The sequence below is a fragment of the Allosalinactinospora lopnorensis genome (genome assembly GCF_000981225.1).
GTDB lineage: Bacteria > Actinomycetota > Actinomycetes > Streptosporangiales > Streptosporangiaceae > Allosalinactinospora > Allosalinactinospora lopnorensis.
In genome coordinates this window covers 1-26,906 of record NZ_LAJC01000077.1, presented here as the reverse complement: position 1 = coordinate 26,906, position 26,906 = coordinate 1, and the positions used below count along the sequence as shown (strand labels likewise).

General features: G+C 71.0%; 16 protein-coding genes, 1 tRNA gene, 3 pseudogenes and 1 riboswitch. Of the genes and pseudogenes, 15 read left to right on the top strand and 5 right to left on the bottom strand.

Translation table 11 applies throughout. From position 1 onward, the window contains the following. From VS93_RS22215 to VS93_RS22170, 8 genes are all read left to right on the top strand, one after another. Nucleotides 1-693, top strand: a 693-nt coding sequence (locus VS93_RS22215) for a mycofactocin-associated electron transfer flavoprotein beta subunit (protein ID WP_156184969.1), incomplete at its 5' end; no start/stop codon positions are given. After that, nucleotides 690-1,421, top strand: coding sequence for a mycofactocin biosynthesis peptidyl-dipeptidase MftE (gene mftE, locus VS93_RS22210; protein WP_046471821.1), 732 nt, complete (start codon nt 690-692; stop codon nt 1,419-1,421). The genes VS93_RS22215 and mftE, both read left to right, overlap by 4 nt. A gap of 304 nt (nt 1,422-1,725) precedes the next feature. Next, entirely contained in the window at nt 1,726-2,505 is a 780-nt protein-coding gene (locus tag VS93_RS22205) for a mycofactocin-coupled SDR family oxidoreductase (RefSeq protein WP_046471820.1), read from the top strand. Further along, the gene (gene mftF / locus VS93_RS22200; RefSeq protein WP_082127109.1) at nt 2,502-4,025 is read left to right on the top strand and encodes a mycofactocin biosynthesis glycosyltransferase MftF; all 1,524 of its coding nucleotides are present in this window, start codon (nt 2,502-2,504) and stop codon (nt 4,023-4,025) included. Before VS93_RS22205 ends, mftF begins: the two co-directional genes overlap by 4 nt. Nucleotides 4,026-4,861: 836 nt before the next feature. After that, complete coding sequence (locus tag VS93_RS22185) at nt 4,862-6,625, top strand: TPR repeat region-containing protein (RefSeq protein ID WP_046471817.1); 1,764 nt, start codon at nt 4,862-4,864, stop codon at nt 6,623-6,625. A gap of 17 nt (nt 6,626-6,642) precedes the next feature. Then, nucleotides 6,643-7,023 carry a hypothetical protein gene (locus tag VS93_RS22180; protein WP_046471816.1) on the top strand — a complete coding sequence of 127 codons (381 nt, stop codon included), beginning with the start codon at nt 6,643-6,645 and terminating at the stop codon, nt 7,021-7,023. Between the two features lie 57 nt (nt 7,024-7,080). Continuing rightward, complete coding sequence (locus VS93_RS27295; protein ID WP_052745923.1) at nt 7,081-8,343, top strand: YncE family protein; 1,263 nt, start codon at nt 7,081-7,083, stop codon at nt 8,341-8,343. Between the two features lie 299 nt (nt 8,344-8,642). Further along, the gene (locus VS93_RS22170; RefSeq protein WP_173434350.1) at nt 8,643-9,797 is read left to right on the top strand and encodes a tyrosine-type recombinase/integrase; all 1,155 of its coding nucleotides are present in this window, start codon (nt 8,643-8,645) and stop codon (nt 9,795-9,797) included. A gap of 66 nt (nt 9,798-9,863) precedes the next feature. On the opposite strand, the gene VS93_RS22165 is transcribed toward VS93_RS22170, so the two are convergent. Further along, nucleotides 9,864-10,673, bottom strand: a complete 810-nt coding sequence (locus VS93_RS22165; protein ID WP_236700669.1) for a sugar nucleotide-binding protein — start codon at nt 10,671-10,673, stop codon at nt 9,864-9,866. 359 nt (nt 10,674-11,032) lie between these two features. Further along, a tRNA-Arg gene (locus VS93_RS22160) sits at nt 11,033-11,108 on the bottom strand. A gap of 625 nt (nt 11,109-11,733) precedes the next feature. On the opposite strand from VS93_RS22160, the gene VS93_RS22155 reads away from it, so the two are divergent. The 3 genes from VS93_RS22155 to VS93_RS22145 all read left to right on the top strand — a co-directional run bounded on the left by VS93_RS22155 (nt 11,734) and on the right by VS93_RS22145 (nt 14,889). After that, nucleotides 11,734-12,714: a cobalamin biosynthesis protein gene (locus VS93_RS22155; protein ID WP_236700668.1), complete on the top strand. Its 981-nt coding sequence runs from the start codon at nt 11,734-11,736 to the stop codon at nt 12,712-12,714. Continuing rightward, the gene (locus tag VS93_RS22150) at nt 12,711-14,255 is read left to right on the top strand and encodes a cobyric acid synthase (RefSeq protein ID WP_046471814.1); all 1,545 of its coding nucleotides are present in this window, start codon (nt 12,711-12,713) and stop codon (nt 14,253-14,255) included. The genes VS93_RS22155 and VS93_RS22150 overlap by 4 nt, the downstream gene beginning before the upstream one ends. A 199-nt stretch (nt 14,256-14,454) precedes the next feature. Next, nucleotides 14,455-14,889 (top strand): hypothetical protein, encoded by a 435-nt coding sequence (locus tag VS93_RS22145; RefSeq protein WP_046471813.1) that lies wholly within the window; start codon nt 14,455-14,457, stop codon nt 14,887-14,889. A 201-nt stretch (nt 14,890-15,090) separates the two neighbouring features. Here VS93_RS22145 and VS93_RS22140 read toward each other — a convergent pair whose 3' ends face one another. Then, a complete protein-coding gene (locus tag VS93_RS22140) occupies nt 15,091-15,627 on the bottom strand; it encodes a hypothetical protein (RefSeq protein WP_046471812.1) in 537 nt (178 codons plus the stop codon). Between the two features lie 149 nt (nt 15,628-15,776). Then, nucleotides 15,777-15,903, top strand: a riboswitch (cobalamin riboswitch). A gap of 68 nt (nt 15,904-15,971) precedes the next feature. On the opposite strand from VS93_RS22140, the gene cobN reads away from it, so the two are divergent. The 4 genes and pseudogenes from cobN (at nt 15,972) to VS93_RS22120 (ending at nt 24,687) form a co-directional block, all read left to right on the top strand. Continuing rightward, nucleotides 15,972-19,709: a cobaltochelatase subunit CobN gene (cobN, locus tag VS93_RS22135; RefSeq protein ID WP_046471811.1), complete on the top strand. Its 3,738-nt coding sequence runs from the start codon at nt 15,972-15,974 to the stop codon at nt 19,707-19,709. 254 nt (nt 19,710-19,963) lie between these two features. After that, nucleotides 19,964-22,872 (top strand): annotated as a pseudogene (locus VS93_RS22130) (penicillin acylase family protein). 220 nt (nt 22,873-23,092) lie between these two features. Next, on the top strand, nt 23,093-23,533 hold the full coding sequence (locus VS93_RS22125; protein WP_046471810.1) for an NfeD family protein: 441 nt from the start codon (nt 23,093-23,095) through the stop codon (nt 23,531-23,533). Between the two features lie 57 nt (nt 23,534-23,590). Further along, a pseudogene (locus VS93_RS22120) lies at nt 23,591-24,687 on the top strand (SPFH domain-containing protein). Nucleotides 24,688-24,772: 85 nt separating this feature from the next. On the opposite strand, the gene VS93_RS22115 reads toward VS93_RS22120, so the two are convergent. Beyond that, nucleotides 24,773-25,756: a quinone oxidoreductase family protein gene (locus tag VS93_RS22115; RefSeq protein WP_046471809.1), complete on the bottom strand. Its 984-nt coding sequence runs from the start codon at nt 25,754-25,756 to the stop codon at nt 24,773-24,775. Nucleotides 25,757-25,799: 43 nt separating this feature from the next. Further along, nucleotides 25,800-26,906 (bottom strand): annotated as a pseudogene (locus VS93_RS29850) (serine/threonine-protein kinase); the annotation flags it as partial.

Genomic DNA, 26,906 nt, shown 5'->3' with positions numbered 1-26,906 from the left:
GCCCTCGCCGCCGGTTCCGCCGGCGCCCTGCGCGTCGACGCCTCCGGACCGGTGTCGCCCAAGGGCGAGCTCTCCACGGCGCCGCTCCTCGGGGGCGGCCGTAGCGTGGCCCGGGCGCTCGCATCGGCAATCCGCACCCGGCACGGACGACCGGACCTGGTGCTGTGCGGTGACCGGTCGGCCGACTGCGGTACGGGGGCCCTCCCCGGTTTCCTCGCCGCGGAACTCGGCGCGGCGCAGGCCCTCGGCGCCGTCTGGCTCCGCGACGCCGGGCCCGGGAGGCTGCTGGTGCATCGCCGCCTGGACCAGGGACGTCGCGAGGAGCTCCGTGTCGGCTCTCCCGCGGTGGTCTCGGTGGAGGCGGCAGGGGTCCACCTGCGGCGAGCCTCCCTGCCGGCCGTGGTGGCGTCCCGGCACACCAGGATTCCCGTCGTGACGGGGCCGGCCGCGCACGGCGCGACCGGACCGCGGGTGCTTGGCAGCGGCCCGTACCGCCCGCGCACGCACGCGCTCGCCCCTCCGCCCGGCGACGAACCGGTGCAGCGGTTGCGCGCGTTGACCGGGGCGCTCTCCGACCGCACCCCGCCGCGCGTCGCCGGACCGCTCCCGCCGGGCGAAGCCGTCGACGAACTCCTCAACTACCTCCGGGAACGCGGCTACCTGCCGCACGACGGGGAAGTGGCGAACCGGTGACCCCGACGTTGGGCGAGCAGACGTGGAGTGATCTGGCCGGCCGGGCGCCCTTGGTCATCCTGCCCTTGGGCTCGTGTGAGCAGCACGGGCCCCACCTGCCCGTGGAGACCGACACGGCGATCGCCGCGTCGGTCGCCCGGGAAGCGGCGCGCGAGCTGGCGCGAGACGTCGACGTGCTGCTCGCACCCGCGCAGCCCTACGCCGCCAGCGGCGAGCACGAGGGCTTCCCCGGAACGGTGTCGATCGGACACGAGGCCCTGCGCGTGCTGCTCCTGGAACTCGGGCGCTCCCTGTTCCGCTGGGCGGGCCGGCTGCTGGTCGTCAACGGTCACGGCGGCAACGCACCCACGCTCGCCGACGCCGTGGCCCGGCTGCGCGCCGAGGGCCGCGACGCGGCGTGGTGGGCCTGCACCACCGACAGCGGTGACGCCCACGCGGGCCGCAGCGAGACCGCGCTGATGCTGGCGCTCGATCCCCGTACCGTGCGGACCGAACGCGCCGAACCCGGCCGGACGGAACCGATCGCCGAACTCATGCCGGCCCTGCGCGCCAGCGCGGTGCGCCGCGTCAGCCCGAACGGCGTCCTGGGGAACCCCGCCGGCGCCTCCGCGGCTGAGGGCGAGCGCATGCTCGAAACGATGGCCGCAGCCGTGCGGGCCTCCGCACGTGCCTGGCGGGTGCTTCCCGACGGCAGGCTCGAAGCGGGGCACATGGAGGCGGCTGTCTAATGCTCTTGTCAAGCCACGAGACGAAGCACGGGCCGGTCCTCACATGGCCTGCGGTCGCGCAGGATCGCGAACAGCACGTTGACCCGTCTGCGGGCCAGAGTGATGAGCGCTTGGTGATGCCGCCTGTCCTCGCCCTACACAGCGATGGTCCGCGGAGCCCAATCAGCAGTCCGGAAGAAGGTGCGGGGCAGGGGGAACAGCCCCCCGAGCCATCGAGTGCAGCCATCATGAAAGCCATCCCTGCCACGCTCGCGCAGCCCCAGCGTCGCGAACCTCTGGGGCGCACTCAAGAAGGTAGGGCCTCATGAGCCGGCCGACCGCCGTCGTCACCGGGGCCGCGCGCGGTATTGGCGCCGCTGTGGTGGGTCGGCTCGTCGGCGACGGCTGGAACGTCGTGGCCGTCGACCGCTGTGAGGACGACCCGGCCGTTCCATATCCGCTGGGAACAGCCGAACAGCTCAAGGAGATCGCCGACGGCAGGCCCGTGCTCGCGGTCCCGGGCGACGTGCGCGACCGGGCCGTCCTGGACGAGGCGGTCGGGCGCGGGGTCCGGGAGTACGGCCGGATCGACGCCGCGGTGGGGGCGGCGGCGGTCATCCTCGGCGGTCAGCCGCTGTGGGAGACCACCGACGAGCAATGGACCACCCTGCTCGACATCGATGTGCGCGGGGTGGCGAACCTGGCCGGGGCGGCGATCCCCGCCATGCTGGCCGCCGGGGAGCCGCGGCGTGGCCGCTTCGTCGCGCTCGCCTCCGCCGCCGCGCACAACGGGCTGTGGCGCTTGGGCGCGTACTGCGCGGCCAAGCACGCCGTGCTCGGGTTCGTCCGCGGGCTCGCGGCGGACCTGCAGGGTACCGGTATCAACGCCGTCGCCGTGTCACCCGGGGCCACCCGAACGGACATGCTGGACGCGACCGCCGATATCTACAGCCTGGAAAGCGCCGAAGAATTCGGGAAGCATCAGCTCGCCCAACGGGTCCTGGAACCCGACGAGGTGGCCGCCGCCGTCGCCTGGGCCTGCTCCCGTGACGGCGGCGCGGTCAACGGCAGCGTGCTGCACGCCGATGGAGGATTCACCCGATGAGTACCGCCCCGGGCCGGTGCCCCGCGCCCGCCGACGACCGGCTGCCTACCGGGTTTCAGGTCGAGCTGGCACGGGACACGCGCGTGTCGCGCAACGGCCGGCTGCTGTTCGGCGGCAGCCCGCCGCGCCTGCTGCGGCTGAGCGCCGTGGCCGCGGGGCTGATCCGCGACGGCAGGGTCACCGTGCGCGACACCCGCTCGGCCAGGCTCGCCCGCGCGCTCGTCGACTCCGGCGCCGCACACCCGCGCCCCGCCGCTGGCCCCGCCGGCTCCGTCGCGATCATCATCCCGGTCCGGGACCGGCCCGGCATGCTCGCCCGCCTGCTGTCCGCGCTGTGCGCCGACCCCGGTACCGCGGGAGTCCCGGTGGTGGTCGTCGACGACGGGTCCCGCGTCCCTGAGGCCACCCGGGCGACGTGCGACGAGTACGGGGCGAAGCTCGTCCGCCACGAAACGAGCCGCGGCCCGGCCGCGGCCCGAAATTCGGGGCTGCGCGCCACGACGTCGGAGTTCGTCGCTTTCTGCGACTCCGACGTCGTGCCGGAGCCGGGCTGGCTGCCTCCCCTCCTCATGCAGTTCACCGATCCGGGCGTCGGCCTCGCCGCCCCGCGCATCGTCGCGTTGCCGGCTCGGGACAGGATCGGCCGGTTCGAGGAGCTGAACTCGCCGCTGGACCTGGGCGGGCACGAGGCGCTGATCGTCCCGATGACCAGAGTCGCCTACGTACCCAGCGCCGCGCTCGTGCTGCGCCGCGCGGCGGCCCCGAGAGGGTTCTCCGAGCAGATGCGCGTCGCCGAGGACGTGGACCTGTGCCTCCGGCTGCACGAAGCGGGATGGCGCTGCCGCTACCTCCCGGCCTCCCAAGTGGCGCACGACCACCGGACCGATCTCGTCCGCTGGCTGGCGCAGCGCGCCTTCTACGGTTCCGGGGCGGCGCCGTTGTCCTTGCGGCATCCCGGCCAGGTGCCGCCCGTCCACGTCTCTCTCTGGTCCCTCCTGGCCGCGACGCTGGTACTGACGGGGCGGCGATGGGCGCTGGCCACCGCGTGCGGAATCACGGTGGCGACGGCGGTACGGGTGCGGAACAGGATGCCCGATGCGGACTCTCCCACTCGCGCGGCCGTGCTGCTCACACTGGCAGGGCTGTGGTCCACCGCACTGCAACTCCTGCACGCCGCGGTGCGTCACCACTGGCCGGTCGCGCTGGGAGCCATGCTGGTGAACCGCCGACTGCGGCAGCTGATCCTGGCCGCTTCGACGGCGGAGGCCCTGGTCGACCGGTACCGTAGCGGCTCGGCGCTCGGCCCGGTCACGTTCGTCGCGCTGCGCAGGCTCGACGACCTCGCCTACGGCGCCGGCGTGTGGTGGGGCGCGCTGCGCCACCGGACGCTTTCCCCGCTACTGCCCCGGATATCCGGTGTCGAGGGCGGCCGGAGGATCGCCCGCCTCAAAGCCTGGTCGGCCTCCAGGCACACCACCAGGCTCTACAAAACCCGGGGCAGGTCAGACCGTGGCTCGTGAGGCCGCCGAGGCCACCACTGTGCTCCTCCCACTGAACCAGACAACCCGTCCTGAACTGCGGTGATGTAAAATCGCGAGCAACCGAGCACACGTCGCCTTGCGGATATCTCATGCCCCTGGCCTACTGCAAGGATCCTGAGCTGTCAGCCCTCACGGCATCACGCATTCAAGCTCAGTAGACGCTCACGTGGACCAGGACGAGCGCAACACCGGCCTGTATCGGGAGGATCCAGGCGAACAGGTGCAACGCGGCACGCCAACGAAGCCACATGAACACCGCCGTATAGGCGACTAGCGCCGCAGCGTAGGGAATCCCCACAACTATGGCCCAGAAGTACAAACTCGGGTCGAGCAACGCATCCCGCGCGAACCCCCTCATGGGCAGACGAGGTCGAGGACTTCCTGGACCGGCGCAAGAAGCTGATCAACGAGTGGGACGAGGCCGTTGACTCGGCCATCACCCACAAGAACGACTTCATCGAAACGATGGAGGAGGGCTCTGCCCTCTCCGACGCCAAGATCGCGGAGCTGGCGACCGGGGCCGGCAAGACCCAGCTCGAGGGCGACCGCGATGGGCTGCAGACTCGTGACAAGAACAGTCACGACACGCTGCAGGACGAGGCGCACGGCGGTCGGCTGGCGGAGGGCCCGACCCCGGACAACGTCGAGCGGCTGATCAACGCCGGGTATATGAACTGGTCGGGGTTCAACATCAAGGGCGACGAGGCGCCCCTGCCGCTGACCCCGGAGCGGGCCGAGAGGGATGCACGCATCCTGGGCCAGTACATGGGGAGGACGGCAAGGACCCTGATCTGGATTATCACGCCGCGCTCGCCTTGCTGCAGTCGCTCAACGCCGGTTCCTTCGCCTTCAAGAACGCCACGGCGCAGAACGCCGCCATCGAGTACCTGGAGACCCTCTTCGGTGATTTGGAGGATCAGGCCGGTCCCGCCGGGCTGCCGCAGTACATCGGCGGTGACAACGGCCTGACCGCGGCGGAGCTGCGCCCGCTCGCCGACGGCATCCTCACCCTGTCCGACACCGACAAAGGCGGCTCGTTCGACGCGCTGCCGCAGAGCATCAAGAACGTGGTGACGGGGCCCGGTTATGGAGAGATCGAGCACGAGGACGGCTCGATTGTCTACAGTCTCCCCAACTGGCAGGCCGACGTGCCGGATTTCGCCAGGCTCATGGGCACCTCCGACCCGGACCTGCAGGGCGGATACGGGTTCTCGATCAACCTGACCTCCACGATCGGCGGCTACCTGAACCAGGTCAACGAGGAGCTGTCCTGGGGCAACGGCGACTCCGACCTGGGCACCCTGCTGGACGTGTCCACCCGGAATGTGGAGGCCAACCACGGGTTGCTCACCGGTGAGAACGGTCAGCACCCCGGCATCGACCGCCACGACGCCATCGAGGGCCTGTTCACCTACGAATGGAGCGACAACGGCCGCAGCGCCGCCGGCCTGGTGGACTGGATCCCCGACCACGCCCTGAACGAGGACGACCCGGAGGCCCAAGAGCTCGCCGGAGATGCGGCTGCCGGTCTGATGGAGACCATCACCTCAGATGACATGTACCAGAAGCTGACCGATACCGGCGTCACCATCGGCGACGACACGGACGCATCGATGGGAGCGATTAACGGGCGCATCGCCGAAGGCTTCACCGACATCTTCATGACCTACATCGATGAGTTCGCCGCGCCCGACGGGGTGGACCAACTGAAGAACATCGAGGGCGACGGGGAGATATCTCGCATGTCGGAGTGGAACAGCTCCCACTCCGACCTGCGGATGGATCCGATGACACGGGTTCGCTTCCTGGAGTACGCCGCCGGCGACCCCGACTCCGCGATCCGCGCGCAGGCCACCAGTACCGCCTACAACGACCAGATGATCAACCGCTACCTCACCACGGACGTCGGCGCTCCCGCCTCGGCGGAGCCCGCCGGAACCCTGCAGGGCCTGGTCGACGCCGCGGTGAACAACGAGGCGATCGACCGCCTGGGCGACGAAGAGAAGGCACACAAGGAACAAGCCCGGGTACGCAAAATCGGCATGGGCGTCGCCGGCCATGCCGTCGGCAAAATCCCCTACGCCGGTGGCCCGCTGGGCGGGGTCTTCATGAGCGAGATCGACAACGCCATGAAGCAGAAGTCGGGTGAGGACTTCAGCTACAACACCCAGACAAACAATGGGGAGTTCATCCGGCGACAGGTCGAACTCGGCGTCCTCGAAGGGCTGGTCTCCCAAGGCGAGGTCGCCTACAGCGACCTGTCCGACGAACTCGTCGGCTCCGGCCCCGACGGCGAGCCCCGGCTCCTCACCGAAGACGAGCTCCGCGAAGCGGTGCCGGACGAGCGCGCAAGCCAGATCCTCGAAGGTGAGGTGAGCTACAAGTTGGAGAGCGGAGACGTCTCCTGGCCAGGAGGCGCGGTGAACTCCGCGTCGTCACGGGTGAACACCTACGTCGCAGACCACGGCGAGGGCTACGATGCCGTCGTCTACTCCCTCCGCGCACAGTCCACGGACCAATACGACGACAGATTGGGCGAGGGGAAGGTCACACGCCTTCCCAAACGTAAAGAGAACTGAGGCAGTCGAGAACACGCATGCTATTCCGCGGATTTCCGACCACGGCAGCCCTCCTGGCCACCACCGTCCTGCTCTTGGTGCAGGGATACATCGCCTCGGCGACGTTGGACCCAGTGGACATCGGGATCGCTGTTGCCCTCCTGGCGGTGGTCGCCTGCCAGGTCGCGACGCTCTGTAGGGGCGGCGCGCTCGTCGTCGTGGCCCATGTCCTGGCGGCGGCCGCGTTGGGAGTGGTCGCCGTCCACGGAGAGACCGCCCTGACGTGGACCGCCTTGGTGTCCGGCTCTTCGGGCGATGTGCCGGGGCCACGCTTTGCCGCACAGAGCAGTGCCTTGGCTCTGGGGTGCGCCCTACTCGTGCTGAGTGTCCTGGGTGTCGTCGGCGCTCTGCGGAGCTGAGGAAGGCCCACGAGTACGAGGGCCGGCCTCTGGCTGTCGGGCGTTGCGGCTGCGGCCGTGCTGCTCATCGGCCTCGCTCCGTTCCTGCTCGCCCCCCAGGACCACTCGACCGCGGATGCTGGGGACACCCACGATGTTCCGGGCGCGGTCCAGGATCTGGGGTGGCAGTGGGCTCCGCCTGGCGACATGGCGCTGGAGGACGTGCACGCCACCTCGAGTGGCGCCCTCGCAATCGGCGAGGACGGGGTGTTCCACCTCACCCCGGAGGCAGAGGGCGCCGACTGGCGCTTCCGCATCCGGGGCCAAGAGGCGACCGCGGCGGTGACGCCCGATGGAGAGATCGCCGTTGTCGAATACCGGCCGGAGGGGCGGGGGGACCTGGGCCGTGGGGTGGTGATGGAGACCGCCACGGGGGATGTGCTCGCTGACCACGCACTGAGCGGGCAACCGGTTCTGGAGAGTGGGGCGGACCCGGTTGGCCCCCGCTCCGGCTCGGATGCGGAGACCTTGGTCGACGGTGGCGCCATCACCACCACGTGGCGGGACACTGTCCAGGTCTGGGACCTGCTCGGCAACGGTCGGCTCTGGACGTTCGACGCCGGCCCCGAGTGCTCGATCACCTCCCTGCTGCCAGCCGAAGGATTACTCTACGTGGCACAGAAATGCGGTCGGGAGGGGGCAGAGGAGCTGAGTGTCACGGCGTTCGACGCAGCTACCGGCGAGCGGGTGGAGGTCTTCGACGACCTGGCCGGCCGTTCCCCGGAGGACGTGCTCTTCCGCCCGGAGACGGACCTGCGCGAGTCGACGGGCCTCGCCCGCACCGAATCGCGTGGGAAAGCCGTACTGTTCGGCGATCCCGGGCGCGGTGGCGGCCTGGGCCCCGCCACCCTGCTGGTCCCGGGACACGATCCGGCGCGGATCGCCGATCTCGCCGGCGTCGCGGAGACAGAAATCGTCTACGAGGCCCAGCTCAGCGAGGACTGGGTCGCCCTGGAGGTCGGCGACGGGAACGCGAACCGAATGCTGAAGGTCGACTACGCCGGCGAGGTCGTCGAATCCACCAAGGTTCCCCGGGACGGCGCCCCGGCGATCGCCCTGGAAGACGCGCTGCTGCGGCTGCCGTCTTCGGACGGTGACGGCCAGATGGCCGACGAGGCCACCGTGATCGGCTGGACGGCGGCCACAGGAACGTCCCCGATCCCTCTGGAGGAGCCGCTTGCGATCACGGCGGTCGGCCCCGGAGTCCACGGCGTCAGGATCGCCGCAGTCCCCGGCGCCGTCATCGCGCACACGACCGAAGGCGCGCTCGGGTTCTCCTGACCGGGACCCCACCACGCAGTGGTGCGGATACTGGGCATAGGGGTGTTTGGGATGGCAACGAGGGGGACGCTTTATAAGCGGTGTGGGTGCCGTGCGCCTGGGACTGGTAAGCCTGTGGGGCGGGCGTGCCCGCGGCTGGGTGAGCGTGGGCACGGTAGTTGGTACTTCTCGCTGGACCTGCCGCACCCGCAGAACGGGCGGCGCCGGATACGCCGGGGCGGCTATGCCTCCCGCGCCGCGGCGCGCAAGGCGATATACGCCGGGGCGGCTATGCCTCCCGCGCCGCGGCGCGCAAGGCGATGAAGAAACTTGTCAACACCGGCGCCCCGGGCTCGCGCGGCGGCGGCGTGACCGTAGGGGAGTGGCTGGAACACTGGGTCCGCTCCCGCGCGGGACTGCGAGCGTCCACGGTGCGGAACTACGAGTGCCACATCCGGCGCTACCTGCGCCCCTGCCTGGGGCGGGTGCTGCTGGCCGAACTCTCGCCGGGACGTATCCAGGAGGCTTTGGAATGCCTCGGACCAGGCCCTGGGGCAGAGGAGGCGCTGTCGGCGGCGACGGTGCAGCGCGTTCGCGCCACCTTGCGTGCGGCGCTCAACGCGGCGGTGCGCGAGGGGTATCTGGAGACCAACCCCGCCCGTGGAGTCGTGTTGCCGTCGGGGCAGCGGCCTCACCCGGTGGTCTGGACGCCGCAGGCCCAGCGTGAGTGGGCCCGGAGTGGCCGGCGTCCGGTGGTTGCGGTGTGGTCGGTGGAGCAGACCGCGGCTTTCCTGCGGTTCGTCTCGGGTGATCGGCTTTATGCGGCCTTCCACCTGATCGCCTTGGTGGGGCTGCGCCGAGGCGAGGCGATCGGGCTGCGTTGGGGCGACATCGACTGGGGCGGGCAGGTGCTGCATGTCAGCCGTCAGGTGCAGCGCCACGGCGGCCGAATCCTGGTGAGCGTGCCCAAGAACGCGGCCAGCCGCCGCACGGTCGCTCTGGACCATGCCACGGTGGCGGTACTGCGCCGCCACCAGTGGGCCCAGGAGCACGAGGCCCAGACCGCCGGCCGCCAGTGGGAGCCGGACGAGTACGTGTTCACCGATCCTCGAGGGAACGTGCTGGCGCCCGACTCGCTGACCCGCCTGTTCCAACGAAGGCTTCGGGAAAGCGGTCTGCCGCCGGTGCGGCTGCACGACCTGCGTCACGGGGCCGCCTCGCTCGCCTTGGCGGCCGGGGCCGATCTGAAAGTGGTGCAGGCGATGCTGGGTCATGCCAGCATCGTTGTCACGGCCGATACCTACGCCAGTGTGCTGCCGGAGGTGGCCCACGCGGCGGCTGAGGAGACAGCTGCGCTCGTGCTCGCGAGCGTGCATGGCAAGAGGGACCGGGCCACCCGGTCGCGGTGGTCCCGCTCAGGCGCGGCCCCATCCGCCACCCGCCGCGGTTCCAGCGGTCGGCGCATCTTGCGGTAGCGCCCCTTGCCAGCTCACTAGTCCGAGCTAGCAAGAGCGTCCGAGCGGCCGGGGCCGTGCCACCGATCAACACGCGGTGTCGCCTCGACTGACGGCATCCAGAGCCAGGTCGGAGCGAGCCGCCACCGATAGCGTCCCTTCGGCGCTCTCGTTCTTCTTGATCAGCTGGGCGGTCAGCCGAGGACCGGCGGGCGCCGCGGAGTTCGGTGCGCAGACGCTGTTGGGTCGTGTAGTCCAGACACAGGTCCATCGGCCCGGGCAGGTCGGCCTCGGCGCGCCGCCCGAGGGCAGCGCTGCGGGGCCGGGACCGTCCCGCCGGACGATCAGGCCCCCGAGTTCGTGGCGGCTGAGCGCGTCGGCTCCGGCGATGTGGCAGATGTCGGCAAGGCCGAATGCGGCCAGTTCCAGCAGTGCCGCCGCCAGGTCGCCGACGTGGAGGGGGCAGCGCGCATCGTCGGTGAAGAGCACCCCGGTGCTCGCGTCTGCGGCCAGGGAGTGGACCCGGTGTTCGTCGACCGAGCTGCCGTCGTCGACGATCAGCGAGGTGCGGGCGATGACCGCGTCGGGGCTGATGGCCCGCACCGCGGTCTCGGCCGCGGCCTTGGCGACACCGTAAGAGCTGGTCGGGTCGGGAGGCGCTGTCTCGTCGTAACGGGGTGCGTGACCGGAGAACACGGCGTCGCTGCAGACATGGAGCAGCCGAGCGCCGAGGCGTGCGGCGGCGAGGGCCACGTGCGCGGCGCCGTCAGCCGTGCTCGTCCAGTGGGCCTGTTGGTATGCGGTGTTGACGACCACGTCCGGCTGCACCGCAGCCATAAGATCGACGACGTGCCGGCGGTCCCAGACGTCAAGGGCGAACCACTGCGCTCCGTTCATGTGGGGCTGACGCGTCAGAAAGGTCGCCGCTACCCGGCGGCCCGCAGGGATCGACTGCCGAACGACCGTCGCGGCCGAGGTACTCGCTGCCGCCGGCGATGAGGATGGTCATGGGCGGTCACGCTTAAGCCGACCGGCCTCGCCGTTCACCGCTTGAGCTGTTGGACATCCGGCGCCTGGCCGCATACCCATATGGAATCCTTCATGCGGCACGGTGACAGAGACGGGCGTCGCCGCGTAGGAAAGCGCCGCATGGGGGATCGCGGCGGGGCTGGTCCCAGCATGGTCCCACCTTGGTCCCAGCAGGCGGACGACGCAGCGGTGGCAGTGCGCTATAGATGCTTTGACCTGCGATTATGTGGTGCACCTGGCAGGATTCGAACCTGCGACCGTCGGATTAGAAGTCCGATGCTCTATCCACTGAGCTACAGGTGCCTGATTGAATTGTGACCCGCTTCGGGGGTCGGTTGGGACACTGTGGCCTGGCGTTTCGGGAGGCGCCGTACCGGCCGGGTGGGGTGCGTGCCGGGGAGGCCGGACCTGTGGTCGGTGTGCTCGGGCGCCGTACCGCGGCAGGCCTCTGATCCTCGGGGGACATTCTAGGGTATTCCGTAGATGTCGCCATGGATGGGTGAAACCGCAACAACTACGGCCATTCGTAGTTGTGTCTCTTTAGCACGCGAGCCCCACCAAACCGGTTGCTAATGCCATCGTGGAACCACGTTACCCGTGATTAACCCCGGTTGTGCGTGACTTCCCCGCGTTTCGTCCTGCCCTGGGCCGGAGCGGGGCCACCCGCTCGCGGATGGCCCCTGGTGTCCGACGTTAGGGGCCCGTCAGAAGACCCACCACGCACCGACAGTACTGCAGAACGTGATGATGATCGCGTTCGTCATGCCGGTTCCCTCCTCTCCGATGCGGCTGTGCCCGGATACGTGAGAGCAGGCTAGGAGGCGGCTATTACATAGTGCTTATATCCGGTTTCCTGTCGTGGCGGACAGAGGGTGTTCCAGGTTGGGGAAATGCGAAGAAGGAGGGAGCGGGCACTACGGTTGGCGTCGTGAAGACGAAGCACCGCCACTCTCATGCCTGGCCGACCGCGCTCGGGCTGCTCGCCGGGGCCGCCCTGGACCGGATCCTGCCCGATCCCCGCCGGGGGCACCCCGTTGCCCTCTTCGGCCGTGCCGCCGGTCTTCTGGAGCAGCGTGTGCACCGGCACTCGTACGCACGGGGCGTGGTGTTCACGGTGCTGGCCACCGTGCCCGCGGCCGGGCTGGGGGCGCTCGCCGAACGCGGTGGTCCGGTCCGGCGGGCGGTGCTGGCGGGCGCTGCCACCTGGGCCGTCGTCGGCGGCGCCATGCTCGGCCGCGAGGCCGGACGGATCGCCGATGCGCTGGAGGCAGGTGACCTCGAAGGAGCCCGCGGTCGGCTGCCGCGCCTGTGCGGCCGCGACCCCCGCGCCCTCGGCGAGAAGGAGATCGCCCGGGCTACAGTCGAATCTGTCGCGGAAAACACCTCCGACGCGGTGGTCGCCCCGCTGATGTGGGGCGCGCTGCTCGGTGTTCCCGGCCTCCTCGGCTACCGGGCGGTCAACACTCTCGACGCCATGGTGGGGCACCGGTCGCCGCGCTACGAGCGTTTCGGCTGGGCTTCGGCGCGTCTCGACGATGTCGCCAACTGGGCGCCCGCGCGGCTCACCGCGGTCCTCGCCGCCCTCGCGGCGTCGGCCGTGGGAGGCGATCCGGTCCGTTCCTGGCGGGCGCGCTCACGCTACGGCGGGCGCCATCCCAGCCCGAACGCCGGGCAGTGCGAGGCGGTGTTCGCCGGCGCGCTGGACGTGCGCCTCGGCGGCACGAACACCTACGGGGACAGGACCGAACATCGGCCCGCGCTGGGTGACGGCCGCCGCCCTGACGTCCATGACATCCGCCGCGCCGTCAGGCTGGCCCGTGTCGTCAACGGATCGGCGGCCGCGGTCGCCGCTGCCGTCGTGGTCCTGGCCGCCCCCACGGGGCGCGGCCGTGTGAAGGGGGAGGAATGACGCGTCCGGAGCCCGAGGGAGCGGCGCCCGCCCTGCTCATCACCGGGACGACCTCCGATGCCGGAAAGAGCGTCGTCGTCGCCGGCCTGTGCCGGTGGCTCGCACGCCAGGGCGTGAAAGTGGCGCCCTTCAAGGCGCAGAACATGTCGCTCAACTCGGTGGTGACGCCCGACGGCGCGGAGATCGGCCGGGCCCAGGCCATGCAGGCCGCCGCCAGCGGGATCGAGCCCAGTGCGGCGATGAACCCGGTACTGCTCAAACCGGGAGGGGACCGCAGCAGCCAGGTCGTCGTGCGGGGCCGCCCCATCGGTGAGGCCGACGCCGTCAGCTACCGGGATTTCAAGGAGCGGTTGCGCGGCATCGCGGCCGAGAGCCTCGCGGAGCTGCGTTCGCGGTACGAGGTGGTGATCTGCGAGGGAGCGGGGAGCCCCGCCGAGATCAACCTGCGCTCGGGCGACATCGCCAACATGGGGCTGGCCCGCGCCGCGGACCTGCCCGTGCTCGTTGTCGGCGACATCGACCGGGGAGGCGTGTTCGCCGGGCTGTACGGAACGCTCGCCCTCCTGGAGCCGGCCGACCAGGCGCTGGTCGCGGGGTTCGTCATCAACAAGTTCCGCGGCGCCGAGGAGCTGCTGTGGCCCGGCCTGCAGATGATCCGGGAGCTCACCGGGCGCCCGGTGCACGGCGTCCTCCCGTGGCTCGACGGGCTCTGGCTGGACGTGGAGGACTCGCTCGCTCTCAGCGTCGACCGGGGGCCCGTGCGGGCACCGCTGGGCGGTCACGCGCAGACACTGCGCGTGGCCGTGGTGCGGCTGCCGCGCATCAGCAACTTCACCGACATCGACGCGCTGACCGTCGAGCCGGGTGTGGACGTGCGGTTCGTGACCGCGCCGCACGAGCTCGACGACGCCGACCTGGTGATCCTGCCGGGCAGCCGGGCCACCGTGGCCGACCTCGCGTGGCTGCGCGAACGGGGGATGGACGGTGTCCTCACCCGGCGTGCCGCGCAGGGCCGTCCGGTGCTCGGGATCTGCGGCGGCTACCAGATGCTGGCGCGGGAGATCCGCGACGACGTCGAATCCGCCGCGGGGCGGGTGCCGGGTCTGGGCCTGCTGCCGGCAACGGTGACGTTCGCCGCCGAGAAGACACTGGCCCGCCCTGAGGGGACGGCCTACGGGCAGCGCGTGAGCGCCTACGAGATCCATCACGGCCAGGTCGAGGTGGCGTGGACGGATCCGGCGGCCGCGCCCTTCCTCGACGGCTGCCGTGCGGGCGCGGTGTGGGGCACCACCTGGCACGGCGCGCTGGAGAACGACGCGTTCCGCCGGGCCTTCCTGTCCGATGTCGCCGAGTGCGCGGGGAGACGCTTCGAAGCGGCCCCCGGCACCGACTTCGCCGCTGAGCGGAACGCGCGGCTGGACGCGCTCGGCGACATGGTCGAGCGGCACATGGACACCGGCGCGGTCTGGCGGCTCCTCGAATCCGGCGCCCCGGCCGGTCTGCCGGTCGTCGGACCCGCAGGGCCCGTCGGCTCCGGATAGCGGCCTGTGGACGGCGACCGGTGTGCGCGCCGGCGAACCTCTATGGTGGGAGGGTGAGCGGTCAGTGAACGTGGGGCCGAGCCGGCCATGGTCGGTGCGGTGGAGGCACCCGGAGAGAACACCCCCGCACGGCGACGACGACCGCGTGCCCTCTGTTCCGGCCATGCCGGGGCGCCCACGTTCATCCCGGAGGCAGCAGGTGACCACTCCCATCCCGACCCGGCCCACCGCCGCGCACCGCATAACCCTCGCCCTCGACCCCATGACACACGCCGAACTCGAACGCGCCGCGGGGCACCGCGACGTCGAGTCCTACCTCTACGTCCTGGCCGGCCGCTACGCGCGCTGGAGCGAACTGCGCGAGTGGATGGCCGAGCTGGAGACGGTCTACGGCGCCCTGCCGCCCGAGGCGCTCGAACGGCTGCACCGGCAGATGCTGGGGCTGCCGCGGCGTGCGGCCGGCGGCACGAGCTCGCTCACCGTCACGCTGGACGCCGAAGAGTTCGCCGCCCTCGCGAACGCCGCGGGGGAGCGGCCGCTCGCGTCGTACGTACGCGAGGTACTCGCCGACCACCTGAACATGCGGCACCGGTCGGTGCCGGACGGCGAACCGCCCGGCCCTGTCGCCGGGTGACCGGGCCGGGAGTATCACGGGCCGCGCGGCTCCTCCCTGGTTAAGCCCGCTGAGGAGACGGCCGCTTCCGGCCGGGGGACCGGGCACTGGAGCGGCGGCTCGCCCCGTTCGGCGGCGCAATCCGAGTGCGCCGCCGTCCGGCCCCGCGCTCCCGCTTCCGGGCGGTCATGCGCGCCGCGGTGCGGGCCGGGCGCTCACGGTTCACGCCGCTGCGGAAAGGGTGCGCGCGTAGTTCACCTGCTGCATTACGTAGGGGAGCGTCTGCGGCGAATGCACCGGGATCATCGTGGAGTGGAACACTCCGTTCCCGTGCACGGCCACCTGCACGTACCCCTGTATCCGGCGTTCCTTGATCAGCAGAAACAGCAGCCCCAGCAGACAGAACACGAAGAGAAGGACGGCGAGCACGACCGCGTAGGCCGGAATGCTCTCGTGCACATGGCTCATGTCCGTGACGGTCCAGGCGCTCCCCTTGATCGGGAAGCGACCGGCCGGTGTGACGACCTCGTGCTGGTAGACGGCGATATCGCCGATGGTCGTGAGCGGCTGTCCGCCTGCGGAAGCCGGCTGGTAGCCCGGGGGAGCCTGCCACCCGCCCGTCTGCGCCTCCAGGCCGCTGTAAGGAGCCATCTTCGCGTTGGGGTAACCGCCCGAAGGCGGGTGGGTGAAGGGGGTGTCACTCGCGGGCCGGGGGTCCTGATGGGGATCGTCGGGTTCGGGGTGGGGGTAATGGCTCATGGCGGGATTCTCGCAAATCCGCGGCCCGCCGGTGCACATAGTGCCGCCGCCCGGTTCGGATGCGTCGCCGGCGGTACGCCGCCGGTGCGGGGGCCCGGGCCGCGCCGGAGTCCGGGGGCCCTTCTGCGAAGATGGGCGGCGACGGCGCGAAGGAACACGGTGCGAATCCGTGGCTGTCCCGCAACTGTCAGGGCGGAGTCCGCCTTTCACGACGCCACTGCCGAAGCCCCGGCGGGAAGGCCGAAGGCGGGCGGGGAACCCCGAGCCAGGAGACTTCGCGGCGTCACTTACCTGTCCGCGGGAAGGGGCGAGGACCCCGACTCAACGAAGACGAAGGACCATGCGTGGCTACGATCCTGCTGCTGTCCACGGCCGATACCGAACTGCTCGCCGCCAGGGCCGCTGACGCGGGCTACCGCACGGCCAACCCCGCGCGGACCTCCGCCGAGGACGTCCCCGCTCTGCTGGAGGGTGTCGACGTCGCGGTGGTCCGGCTCCTGGGCGGGCGCGAGGCATGGGCGGACGGTCTGGCCGCTCTTCGGGCCTCCGGGACGCCGCTCATCGCGCTGGGCGGAGAGGCGGCGCCCGACGCCGAGCTGATCGAGCTGTCCACCGTTCCCTCCGGTGTCGCCACCGACGCCCATGCCTACCTGCGCGAGGGGGGAATCGGCAACCTCCGGCAGCTCGTCCGGTTCCTCTCCGACACCGTACTGCTGACCGGCGAGGGGTTCGACCCGCCGGAGAAGATGCCCGAGTACGGCGTGCACGGGGACGACCACGCCGAGGGAGACCGGCCGACCGTGGCAGTGGTGTTCTACCGGGCGCATGAGCTCTCCGGGAACACCACGTTCATCGACGTGCTCTGCGAGGCGATCGGGGCCGCGGGCGGCGATCCGCTGCCGGTGTTCTGCGGGTCGCTGCGCGGTCTGTCCCGGGAGAACGCGCCGGGCCTGTTCGATCTGCTCGGCCGGGCCGACGCGGTCATCACCACCGTCCTGGCCGCGGGCGGGGCCGTCGCCGCCGATGCCAGCGGGGGAGGCGACGAGGACGCCTGGGACGCCGGCGCCCTCGCCGAGCTGGACGTGCCGATCCTGCAGGGGCTGGTGCTGACCTCCACCCGGGAGCAGTGGCAGGCCTCCGACGCGGCGCTGACCCCGATGGACGCCGGCATGCAGGTCGCCATTCCGGAGTTCGACGGTCGGCTGGTCACCGTCCCGTTCTCGTTCAAGGAGGTCGATCGGGAGAGCGGGATCCCGGTCTACGCGGCCGATCCCGAGCGCGCCGCCCGTATCGCCGGGATCGCCGTGCGCCACGCGAAGCTGCACGCGGTCACTCCGGCCGAGCGCCGGCTGGCGGTGGTGCTCTCGTCGTACCCGACGAAGCACTCCCGCGTCGGCAACGCCGTGGGCCTGGACACCCCTGCCTCGGCCGTGCGGATGCTCCGCGAGCTCGGTGCGCGCGGCTACGACCTCGGGGACGACGACACGCTGTGGCGGGTGCCCGGTCCCGAGGAGAATCGCCGCGAGGACGACGGCGACCCGCTGATCCACGCGCTGATCAGCGCGGGCGGCCACGATGTCGAATGGCTCACCGAGGATCAGCTCGCCGCGGCGACCGCGCGTGTCCCGCTGCGGGACTACCGCCGCTGGTTCGCCGAGTTGCCCGCTGACCTGCGCGCGGCCATCGTCGAGCACTGGGGCGAGCCGCCCGGGGCCCTCTACGTTGACGACTCCTCGGGCGAGCCCGAGATCGTGCTGGCCAGCCTGCGTTTCGGCAATGTGGTGCTGATGATCCAGCCGCCGCGCGGTTTCGGGGAGAATCCCATCGCGATCTACCACGACCCCGACCTGCCCCCCTCGCACCACTACCTCGCGGCCTACCGCTGGCTGGAGACGGCCCGCGACGCCGGCGGGTTCGGCGCCGACGCCGTAGTCCACCTCGGCAAGCACGGGACGCTGGAGTGGCTGCCCGGCAAAGGGCTGGGACTGGCGGCCGAGGACGCCCCCGACGCCGTGCTCGGCGACCTGCCGCTCGTCTACCCCTTCATCGTCAACGACCCGGGCGAGGGCACCCAGGCCAAGCGCCGGGCGCACGCCACCGTGGTGGACCACCTCGTCCCGCCCATGGCGCGGGCCGACACCTATGGTGACATCGCGAAACTGGAACAGTTGCTCGACGAGTACGCCCAGGTCTGCGACCTCGACCCGGACAAGGCGCCCGCGGTGCGCGCGCAGATCTGGACGCTGATCAAGGCCGCCGAACTCCACCACGACCTGCACCAGGAGGAGATGCCGGGTGAGGACGAGTTCGACGACTTCGTCATGCACGTCGACGGCTACCTGTGCGAGATCAAGGACGTGCAGATCCGCGACGGCCTGCACATCCTCGGGGCGGCTCCCGAGGGCGAGCCGCGGATCAACCTGGTCATGGCGGTGCTGCGCGCCTCGCAGGTGTGGGCCGGCCAGGCGGGCGCGCTGCCCGGGCTGCGGGCGGCGCTCGCGTCCGCTTTCGGGCTGGAGGAGAAGGCGCTGCTCGCGGAACCCGGGGCGCCGGCCGAGGCACCGAAGGAGCTGACCTCCCTGGTGGAGGGGCCCTCCCGCACCGCCTCCGACGCGCTCGACCTGATCGACGCCCTGGCGCGGCGCCTCGTCGCGACCATGGAGGATCTGGGCTGGCGCGCCGACGCCGCCGAGGTCGGCGGGATCGTGCGGCAGGTGCTCGGCTTCCCGCTGCCCGACGCCGAGAAGGTGCTGCTCTTCGCCGTCCAGGAGGTGGTGCCCCGGCTGGGCGCCACCCGCAACGAGGTCGACGCCGTGCTGCACGCCCTCGGCGGGGGGCACGTCCCGGCCGGCCCGTCGGGCTCGCCGACGCGCGGGCTGGTGAACGTGCTGCCGACCGGCCGCAACTTCTACTCGGTCGATCCCAAGGCCGTCCCGTCCCGCAACTCCTGGGATGTCGGCCAGGCGCTCGCGGACTCGCTGATCCGGCGGCATCTGGACGACACCGGGCAGTACCCGGACTCCGTCGGGCTGACCGTGTGGGGGACCGCGGCGATGCGCACCCAGGGAGACGACATCGCGGAGGTGCTCGCGCTGCTCGGGGTCCGCCCCACATGGGACGACGCATCGCGGCGGGTCACGGGGTTCGAGGTGGTCCCGCTGCCGGATCTGGGGCGGCCGCGCATCGACGTCACGCTGCGCATCTCCGGGTTCTTCCGCGACGCCTTCCCGCACGTGATCGGCCTCGTCGACGATGCGATCCACGCGGTGACCGAACTGGACGAACCGCCCGAGAGCAACTACCCGCGCGCTCACGCGCTGGCCGACCACACCGAGCACGGGGACTGGCGCCGCGCCACGACCCGGATCTTCGGCTCCAAGCCCGGCGCCTACGGAGCCGGGCTGCTTCCGCTGATCGACGCCCGCAACTGGCGGGACGACGCCGACCTCGCGGAGGTCTACGCGGTGTGGGGCGGCTACGCCTACGGGCGGGGGCTGGACGGCCGCGAGGCCCGCGCGGACATGGAGGCCTCCTTCCGGCGCATCGCCGTCGCGGCGAAGAACCAGGACACCCGGGAGCACGACATCGTCGACTCCGACGACTACTTCCAGTACCACGGCGGGATGGTCGCCATGGTTCGGCGGCTCACGGGAGGGTCCCCGGCGGCCTACATCGGCGATTCGGCAACCCCCGACCAGGTCAAGACGCGCACGCTGGCCGAGGAGACACGACGGGTGTTCCGGGCGCGTGTGGTGAACCCGCGCTGGATCTCCGCGATGCGCCGGCACGGCTACAAGGGGGCGTTCGAACTGGCGGCCACCGTGGACTACCTCTTCGGCTACGACGCCACGGCCGGGGTGGTCGACGACTGGATGTACACGAAGCTCGCCGAGACCTATGTCTTCGATCCGGAGAACCGGGAGTTCCTGGAGGGGGCCAATCCGTGGGCGCTGCGCGGGATGACCGAGCGCCTGCTGGAGGCCGCCGACCGCGAGCTCTGGGCGCAGCCGGACCAGCGCACCCTTGACCGGCTCCGGGAGATCTACCTGCAACTGGAGGGTGATCTGGAGGACGAGGGCTGAGGTGCGCCAGAATGCACCGGGGGTGGCCGATTCCGGCCACCCCCTCTTCTTGTGTTCTGGGGGGTGGCTGTGAGTGTGCCCGATCCCGCCTGGTGTTACCGCTGGTAGCGCTTGCGGGGTGCGCGGCGGGCCGGCGCCGGTGCGGCTGGCGCGCCCCGGCGGCAAAACATGAATCTATTTCGTGATTGCCGAAGCTGTGCGTAACCTGCCGCATACCCCCTGAACCCCCAGGATCTCGCGGAGGAGGCGCCGGTATGGTGGAGCGCGCTCGACGACATGCCGCCACGGCGGGGGTGGCGGCCACGTGTCTGGTGGTGGGCCTGGCGCCGCCCGCGACCGCCGACCCCGCCCCCGGCACCGCGGCGCTCATGGCGGCCGTCGAGGACTACTGCGGCGACGACGGGTGCCGCGACATCCTGCCGCCCGGCCAGAACGGCAACGCCACGCTCGTGGAGATCCTGGGCCACCAGCTGTTCGGAACGGTCCCCGAGCACGCCGACACCCATCTGGGCCCCTACGAGAACCTGCCGCACGACTACGAGGACCTCACCGCCGACGCGCTCGACGACTATTTCCTCGACGCCTCCTTCGGCGTATCGGAGGACGACATCGGCGCGGAGTACCAGCCGCGCGACGACGTCACGATCGTCCGCGACCAGCAGCACGGAATCCCGCACGTCTACGGCCGGACCCGGGCCGGCACCATGTACGGCGCCGGATACGCGGCGGCGGAGGACCGGCTGTTCCTCATGGACGTGCTGCGCAACCTGGGACGGGGAGAGCTGACCCCGTTCGCCGGGGGCGCGGAGAGCAACCGGGAGCTGGAGCAGCAGCTCTGGCGCGGCGCCCCCTACACCGAGGAGGACAAGCAGGAGCAGATCGACCGGGTGGTCGCCGAGCACGGGGAGCGGGGCGAGCAGGCGCTCGCGGACGTCGATGACTACCTCGACGGCATCAACGCCTACATCGACCGCTCCCAGCAGCGGCACGACTACCCGGGCGAGTACGTCCTCACCGGGCACAAGGACCCCATCACCCAGGAAGGGGAGATCGAGCACTTCAGCGTGACCGATGTCGTCGGCATGGCCTCCATGGTCGGTCTGCTGTTCGGCGGCGGGGGCGGCGGAGAGGTCGAGTCCGCCCTGATCAGGGCCTCCTTCCACAACGAGTACGGAGCGGAGGAGGGCGAGGAGCTCTGGCGGGACTGGCGGATGGAGAACGACCCCGAGGCCGTTGTCACGGTCGACGGCGACTTCCCCTACACCGGCACCCCCGACGATCCTGCCGGCGAGGCGCTCCCGGACCCGGACTCGGTGGTCCCCTACGACATCGTCCACGACGAGGAGGGCTCCGCCGCCGGCGGCGCCCTCCCGTCACCGCTGTCCGCCGCCCAGGAGGCCCCCGACACGGAGGCCGGGACCACGGAGGAGCTGCCGGAGGCGGACCAGGCGGAGCTGGAGTCGCTGGCCGAGGAGGGCGAGCTCGACGCCGCCGAGGGCATCTTCAACGGCGGTGTCCTTCCGGAGGACCTCCTTGAGGGGGAGCCGGGGATGTCCAACGCCGCTCTCGTCTCCGGTGAGCGGACCGAGAGCGGCCACCCGGTCGCGGTGATGGGGCCGCAGACCGGCTACTTCTCTCCGCAGTTGCTGATGGTGCAGGAACTGCAGGGGCCCGGCATCAGCGCCCGCGGCGCCTCCTTCCCCGGAGTGAGCTTCTACGTGCAGATGGGCCGCGGGGTGGACTACACCTGGAGCGCCACCTCCGCGGCGCAGGACATCACCGACACTTTCGCGGTGGAACTGTGCGAACCCGACGGGTCGGAGCCGAGCGTCGACTCCCGCGCCTACCTCGACGGCGACTCCTGCGTGGAGTTCGAGGAGCTCAGCGTGCACAACGCGTGGTCGCCCACCGTGGCCGACCAGACGCCCGCCGGCTCCTACACGCTCACCGCCCTCAGGTCCCCCTACGGTCTGATCGACAGCTTCGGCACCGTCGACGGCGACCCGGTCGCGTTCGCGACCCGGCGCTCCACCTACCGGCGGGAGGTCGACTCCATCATCGGCTTCCAGAAGTTCAACGACCCGGGCGTGGTCGCCTCGGCGGCGGATTTCCAGGACGCGGCGATGGACGTCAGCTACGCGTTCAACTGGCACTACGCCGACGCCGACGACATCGCCTTCATCAACTCCGGGGCCAACCCCGTCCGCACCGAGGGCACCAACCCCAACCTGCCGATCGCGGCGCACTCCGACTCCGGCTGGGCGGCTGGGACCCCGGCACCAACGGCGCCGACTACACGCCGATGGCGGAGCATCCCAACGCCCACAACCCCGACTACCTGGTCAACTGGAACAACAAGCCGGCGGCCGGATACACCTCCGGGTACGGAACCGGGTCGGTGCACCGCGGCGACCTGCTCGACGTGCGCGTGGCCTCGCTGCTCGACGAGGGCCATGAGTTCAGCACCGCGTCGCTGGCGCGGCTCGTGACCGAGGCGGGGGTGGCGGACCTGCGTGCCGAGCAGGTGCTGCCCGAGTTGCTGCGGGTCCTGGAGAGCGCGCCGATCGACGACCCCGAGACGGCGGCGGTCCTCGATGAGCTGCGCGCCTGGTCGAAGGACGGCACCCTGCGCAGGGAGGCCGAGAAGGGGGCCGGGGAGTACGAGCACACCAGCGCGGTCCGGGTCATGGACGCCTGGTGGCCGCTGCTGGTCGAGGCCCAGTTTCGGCCGGGCCTGGGCGGGGATCTCTTCGACCGGCTGACCGCCGCCGTCCCGGTGGACGAAGCCCCCGCGCAGACGGACCACACCGGCTCGGCCTTCCAGACCGGCTGGTGGTCCTACGTGCACAAGGACCTGCGTTCGGTGCTGGGCGAGGACGTAGAGGGGGCACTGGGCGAGACCTACTGCGGCGGCGGGGATCTCGGCGACTGCCGCGCGGTCCTGCTGGATACGCTCGAGGAGGCGGCCTCGACCCCCGTGTCGGAGGTCTATCCGGGCGACGCGGAGTGCGAGGCCGGCGACCAGGTCTGCGCGGACTCCATCGTCCACTCGACGCTGGGCGGTATCGGGATGCCCGCCATCGCCTGGCAGAACAGGCCCACCTACCAGCTAGCGGTCCAGTTCCCGGAACGGCGAGATTCAGAGAATCCCGGGAACTGGTGACCGTTGGGCGGTCGGCGCGCTCACCGCGACTTGGCGGAACAGTTGAGTGATCGCGTTGGCCGCATCACGCAGCGGCGCCCAAGGCTCCAGGCGCCGCTGCCGTGATTCGCATTACGCAGAGCGCCTGTCGCTCTGCGTATTCTGCGGCACGATCGTGTGCCTCCGCGCGTTGTCACGGGTAGATAGCCCTAGAACCCGCTTGGACGGGAGGCCGGTTGCCATGCCGTTTTGGATCCTGTGGTTGATCCTTGCCGGGGCTTTGGGGATCGCGGAGGTATTCACGCTGACCCTGTCGCTCGGGCTGATCGCTATCGCTGCCCTTATCGCGGGGATCGTGGGCGCGATGGGGATGGGGCTTGTGGTCCAGGTTCTGGTCTTCATCGTCACGGCCGCCGCCGGACTGCTGGTCGTCCGGCCCATTGCCGTTCGCCACATACACCAGCCTCCTCCGCTGAGGTCCGGAGCCGATGGTCTGGTGGGCCAGTCCGGGGTCGTGATCAACGAAGTCACCGGCGAGAACGGGTTGATCAAACTGTCGGGGGAGGAGTGGTCCGCCCGCTCTCTCGACGAGGACATGGCGATTCCGATCGGGACCAGGGTCGACGTCATGCAGATAGATGGGGCGACCGCTGTCGTCTACCCGCGTGAGCCGCTTCCCTGAGCGGATGGTGCGCCGTCCCGTCTGAACCCGCCCCTCGACAAGGGAGGACAGAAGACCATGGCAGGGCTCGATATCCTTTTCATCGCCCTCGTGGCCCTTGTGGTCCTGGGGGTCATTTCCACTGTTCGGATTGTGCCGCAGGCCCGCGCCTACAACATCGAGAGGTTCGGCCGGTACCAGCGCACGTTGCAGCCCGGCCTGAACTTCATCATCCCGCTGGTGGACCGCGTCAACACCAAGTTCGACCTGCGCGAGCAGGTGTTCTCGTCGCGCCCGCAGCCGGTGATCACCGAGGACAACCTGGTGGTCAACATCGACACCGTCCTCTACTACCAGATCACCGACGCCCGGAAGTCGGCCTACGAGGTGGCGAACTACCTGGCCGCGATAGACCAGTTGACCGTCACCACGCTGCGCAACGTGATCGGCGGTATGGACCTGGAACGCACCCTCACATCGAGGGAGCAGATCAACTCGACGCTGCGCGGGGTGCTGGACGAGGCCACCGGCAAGTGGGGCATCCGGGTGAACCGGGTCGAGCTGAAGGCGATCGATCCGCCGCCGTCCATCAAGGAGGCGATGGAGAAGCAGATGCGGGCCGAGCGCGACAAGCGCGCGGTGATCCTGCACGCAGAGGGGGAGCGCCAGTCCCGGATCCTCACCGCGGAGGGCGCTCGCCAGCAGGCGATCCTGGAGGCCCAGGGTGCGCAGCAGGCCGCGATCCTGCGGGCCGACGGCGAGGCCAAGGCGGTCGAGCGCGTCTTCCAGGCCGTGCACGAGAACAACGCCGACCCGAAACTGCTCGCCTACAAGTACCTGGAGACACTGCCGCACCTGGCCCAGGGCGAGGGCAACACGTTCTGGGTCATCCCGGGCGAGCTGACCCAGGCCGTGCAGAACGTCACCAAGCGTTCGCCGGCGACGCCGCGGGGGTTTCCCGCCCGCAGGAGGAGCGCGAGCAGTCGGAAGAAGAGGCGGAGACGCCCCAGATCACCGCGGGGGAGCCGTGGCGGCAGGCCGCAGCGGCGCGTGCCGCCGACGAAGCCGCCGAAAGCGCGGCTCAGGCGGTCGAGAACGCGCGAAAGGAGGCCGAGGAGGCCGCCACAACCTCCGGTGCCACGACACTGCCCGGTCAGCGGTCGAAAGAAGGGTGAACCGTCCGGCGCCGTCCGGATACGGGGAACGGTGCCGCGCCCGTGAGCGGGTGCGGCACCGTTCGCTGTGCGGCCGGCCGGGGACTCAGGCCAGGAGCAGTTTCCCGGTGGTCCGGCGCCCCGCGAGGTCCTCGTGCGCGCGGGCGGCGTCGCCCAGCGGGTAGCGCCCGCCGATCCGCACGGTCAGCTTCTGGTTGGCGACCAGCCCCAGGACGTCGGAGGCCCGCTCCAGCAGCTCGGTGCGGTCCTCGATGTGGTGAGCGAGGGTGGGGCGGGTCAGAAAGACCGATCCGGCGGTGTTGAGTCGCTGCGGGTCGAATGGCGGCACTGTTCCGCTGGCCTGGCCGAACAGGGCGAACACGCCGCGCCGGCGCAGGCTGCCCAGGCTCGCCTCGAAGGTGTCGGCGCCCACGCCGTCGTACACGGCGGCCACTCCCGCGCCGCCGGTCAGCTCGCGCACGATGGCCGCGACGTCGGGGGCCTGCTCCGTGGCCGTGCCGGTGTAGCGGATAATCTCGTCGGCCCCGGCCTCGCGGGCGAGCCGCTCCTTGGCCTCGGTGGAGACCGTTCCGATGACGCGGGCCCCGCGCAGCTTGGCGAGCTGGGTCAGCAGCAGGCCGGTGCCTCCGGCGGCCGCGTGCACCAGGACCGTGTCGCCGGGCTGGATCGGGTAGGTCGAGTGGGTCAGGTAGTGCGCCGTGAGGCCCTGCAGCAGCACCGCCGCGGCCGACTCGGTGGAGACGCCGTCGGGGAGCGGGACGGTCCGGTCCGCCGGGACCACCGCGCGCTCGGCATAGCCGCCCGGGTGCATCATCCACCCGACACGCTGGCCGGGGCTGACCTCGGTGACGCCTTCACCGACCGCGCGCACGGTCCCGGCGGCCTCGACCCCCGGGGTGAAGGGCAGCGGCACGGGATAGGCGCCGCTGCGCTGGTAGATGTCGATGAAGTTGACGCCGCTGGCCTCGACGTCGATGCTCACCTGGCCGGGGCCCGGCTCAGGGGCGGCGGTTTCGGTGAGGCGCATGACCTCGGGGCCGCCGTATTCCTCGATGACGATGGCGCGCATGGGGGATACTCCTCGTGGCTGTGTCCGCGACCGCGTCGTGGGGTTATTCTTCGCTGCCGATGTCGGTGAGGCGGTAGTCGTCGAAGTGGACGAGGGCGTCGCCGCCGCTGCCGCCGCCGTCGCGCTCCACTATGAGGCCGGTGTTCTCGCCGGTGGGCAGCGGGTCCGCGTCGACGGCCTCCAGCACGAAGGCGTCATTGACCCAGAGCCGGATGGTGACGTTCTCCTCGTCCTCGTTCTGCTCGCAGGTGATCTGCAGGTTGTTGGTCGCCTCATTCTCGTCTTCCCCGGTGGCGAAACCGGGAACCTCGTTCGCCTTCTCCAGGGTGGAGCTGCCTCCCTCGCCGGCCTCGCGGCGGATCTCGGCACTGCTCCCGTCGAGCCGGACCGTGACCGCGTAGGCGGTCTCCTCGTCCCCGTCCGCGAAGCAGACCGCGCCCAGCTGGCCGTACTCGGGCCCGCTCTGGATACCGGCGTCGAAGCTGATCCCCACCTGCTCCGGGGTGCCGCCTTCGAAAGCGGCCGCGGCGGCGGTCGCGGTGTCATCGGGGGTGGCGCGGATGGCGTACTGGTCGCCGGTGTAACCGGAGAGGTTGTAGTCGTCGGTGGGGTCGAACTCCTCGCCGTAAGGCGTGTCCCACCCCGACTCCAGGTCGCTGAACTCGTCGCTGTAGACGAGGGGCCCCTCGGGGAAAGAGGGGCCGCCGAAGAAGTGCAGTACCCCGAACGCGGCCGCGCCGACCAGGGCCACGGCCGCGATCCCGGCACCGATCACCAGCGGCCTGAGGCGACGCTGCCCGTTCGAGGGCTGCCCGGGGCCGGGAGCGTAGCCGGGCTGGCCGTAGGGCGGGGAGTGCACCCCGGCCGGCGGCGGACCGTAGGGCGGCTGCTGGGGCCCTGAGGGCCCGCCGTAGGGGTGCGGCGGACCGTATCCGGGAGCGAAACCCGGTGCCGGACCGTACCCGGGGGCCTGTCCCCAGGCGGCAGGGGGCGGACCCGAGGAGGAGCCCTGGTCCATGGGATGCGTGGCGGGCGCCTGCGCGGAAGTGGGGCCGGCCCCCATGGCCTGGGTCGGGCGGTCGGCGAGGTCCGCCGTGGGAGCGGCGTCGTGCGGCGTGCCGCCGGCCGGTGCCTCCGCGGTGTCCGCGGC

Coding starts and splice junctions, on each gene's coding strand:
- VS93_RS22180 (WP_046471816.1), top strand. CDS start 6,643: ATGCTATTCCGCGGATTTCCGACCACGGCAGCCCTCCTGGCCACCACC.
- VS93_RS22205 (WP_046471820.1), top strand. CDS start 1,726: ATGAGCCGGCCGACCGCCGTCGTCACCGGGGCCGCGCGCGGTATTGGC.
- VS93_RS22115 (WP_046471809.1), bottom strand. CDS start 25,756: ATGCGCGCCATCGTCATCGAGGAATACGGCGGCCCCGAGGTCATGCGC.
- VS93_RS22170 (WP_173434350.1), top strand. CDS start 8,643: ATGAAGAAACTTGTCAACACCGGCGCCCCGGGCTCGCGCGGCGGCGGC.
- VS93_RS22140 (WP_046471812.1), bottom strand. CDS start 15,627: ATGAGCCATTACCCCCACCCCGAACCCGACGATCCCCATCAGGACCCC.
- mftF (WP_082127109.1), top strand. CDS start 2,502: ATGAGTACCGCCCCGGGCCGGTGCCCCGCGCCCGCCGACGACCGGCTG.
- VS93_RS22165 (WP_236700669.1), bottom strand. CDS start 10,673: ATGAACGGAGCGCAGTGGTTCGCCCTTGACGTCTGGGACCGCCGGCAC.
- VS93_RS22150 (WP_046471814.1), top strand. CDS start 12,711: ATGACGCGTCCGGAGCCCGAGGGAGCGGCGCCCGCCCTGCTCATCACC.
- VS93_RS22125 (WP_046471810.1), top strand. CDS start 23,093: ATGCCGTTTTGGATCCTGTGGTTGATCCTTGCCGGGGCTTTGGGGATC.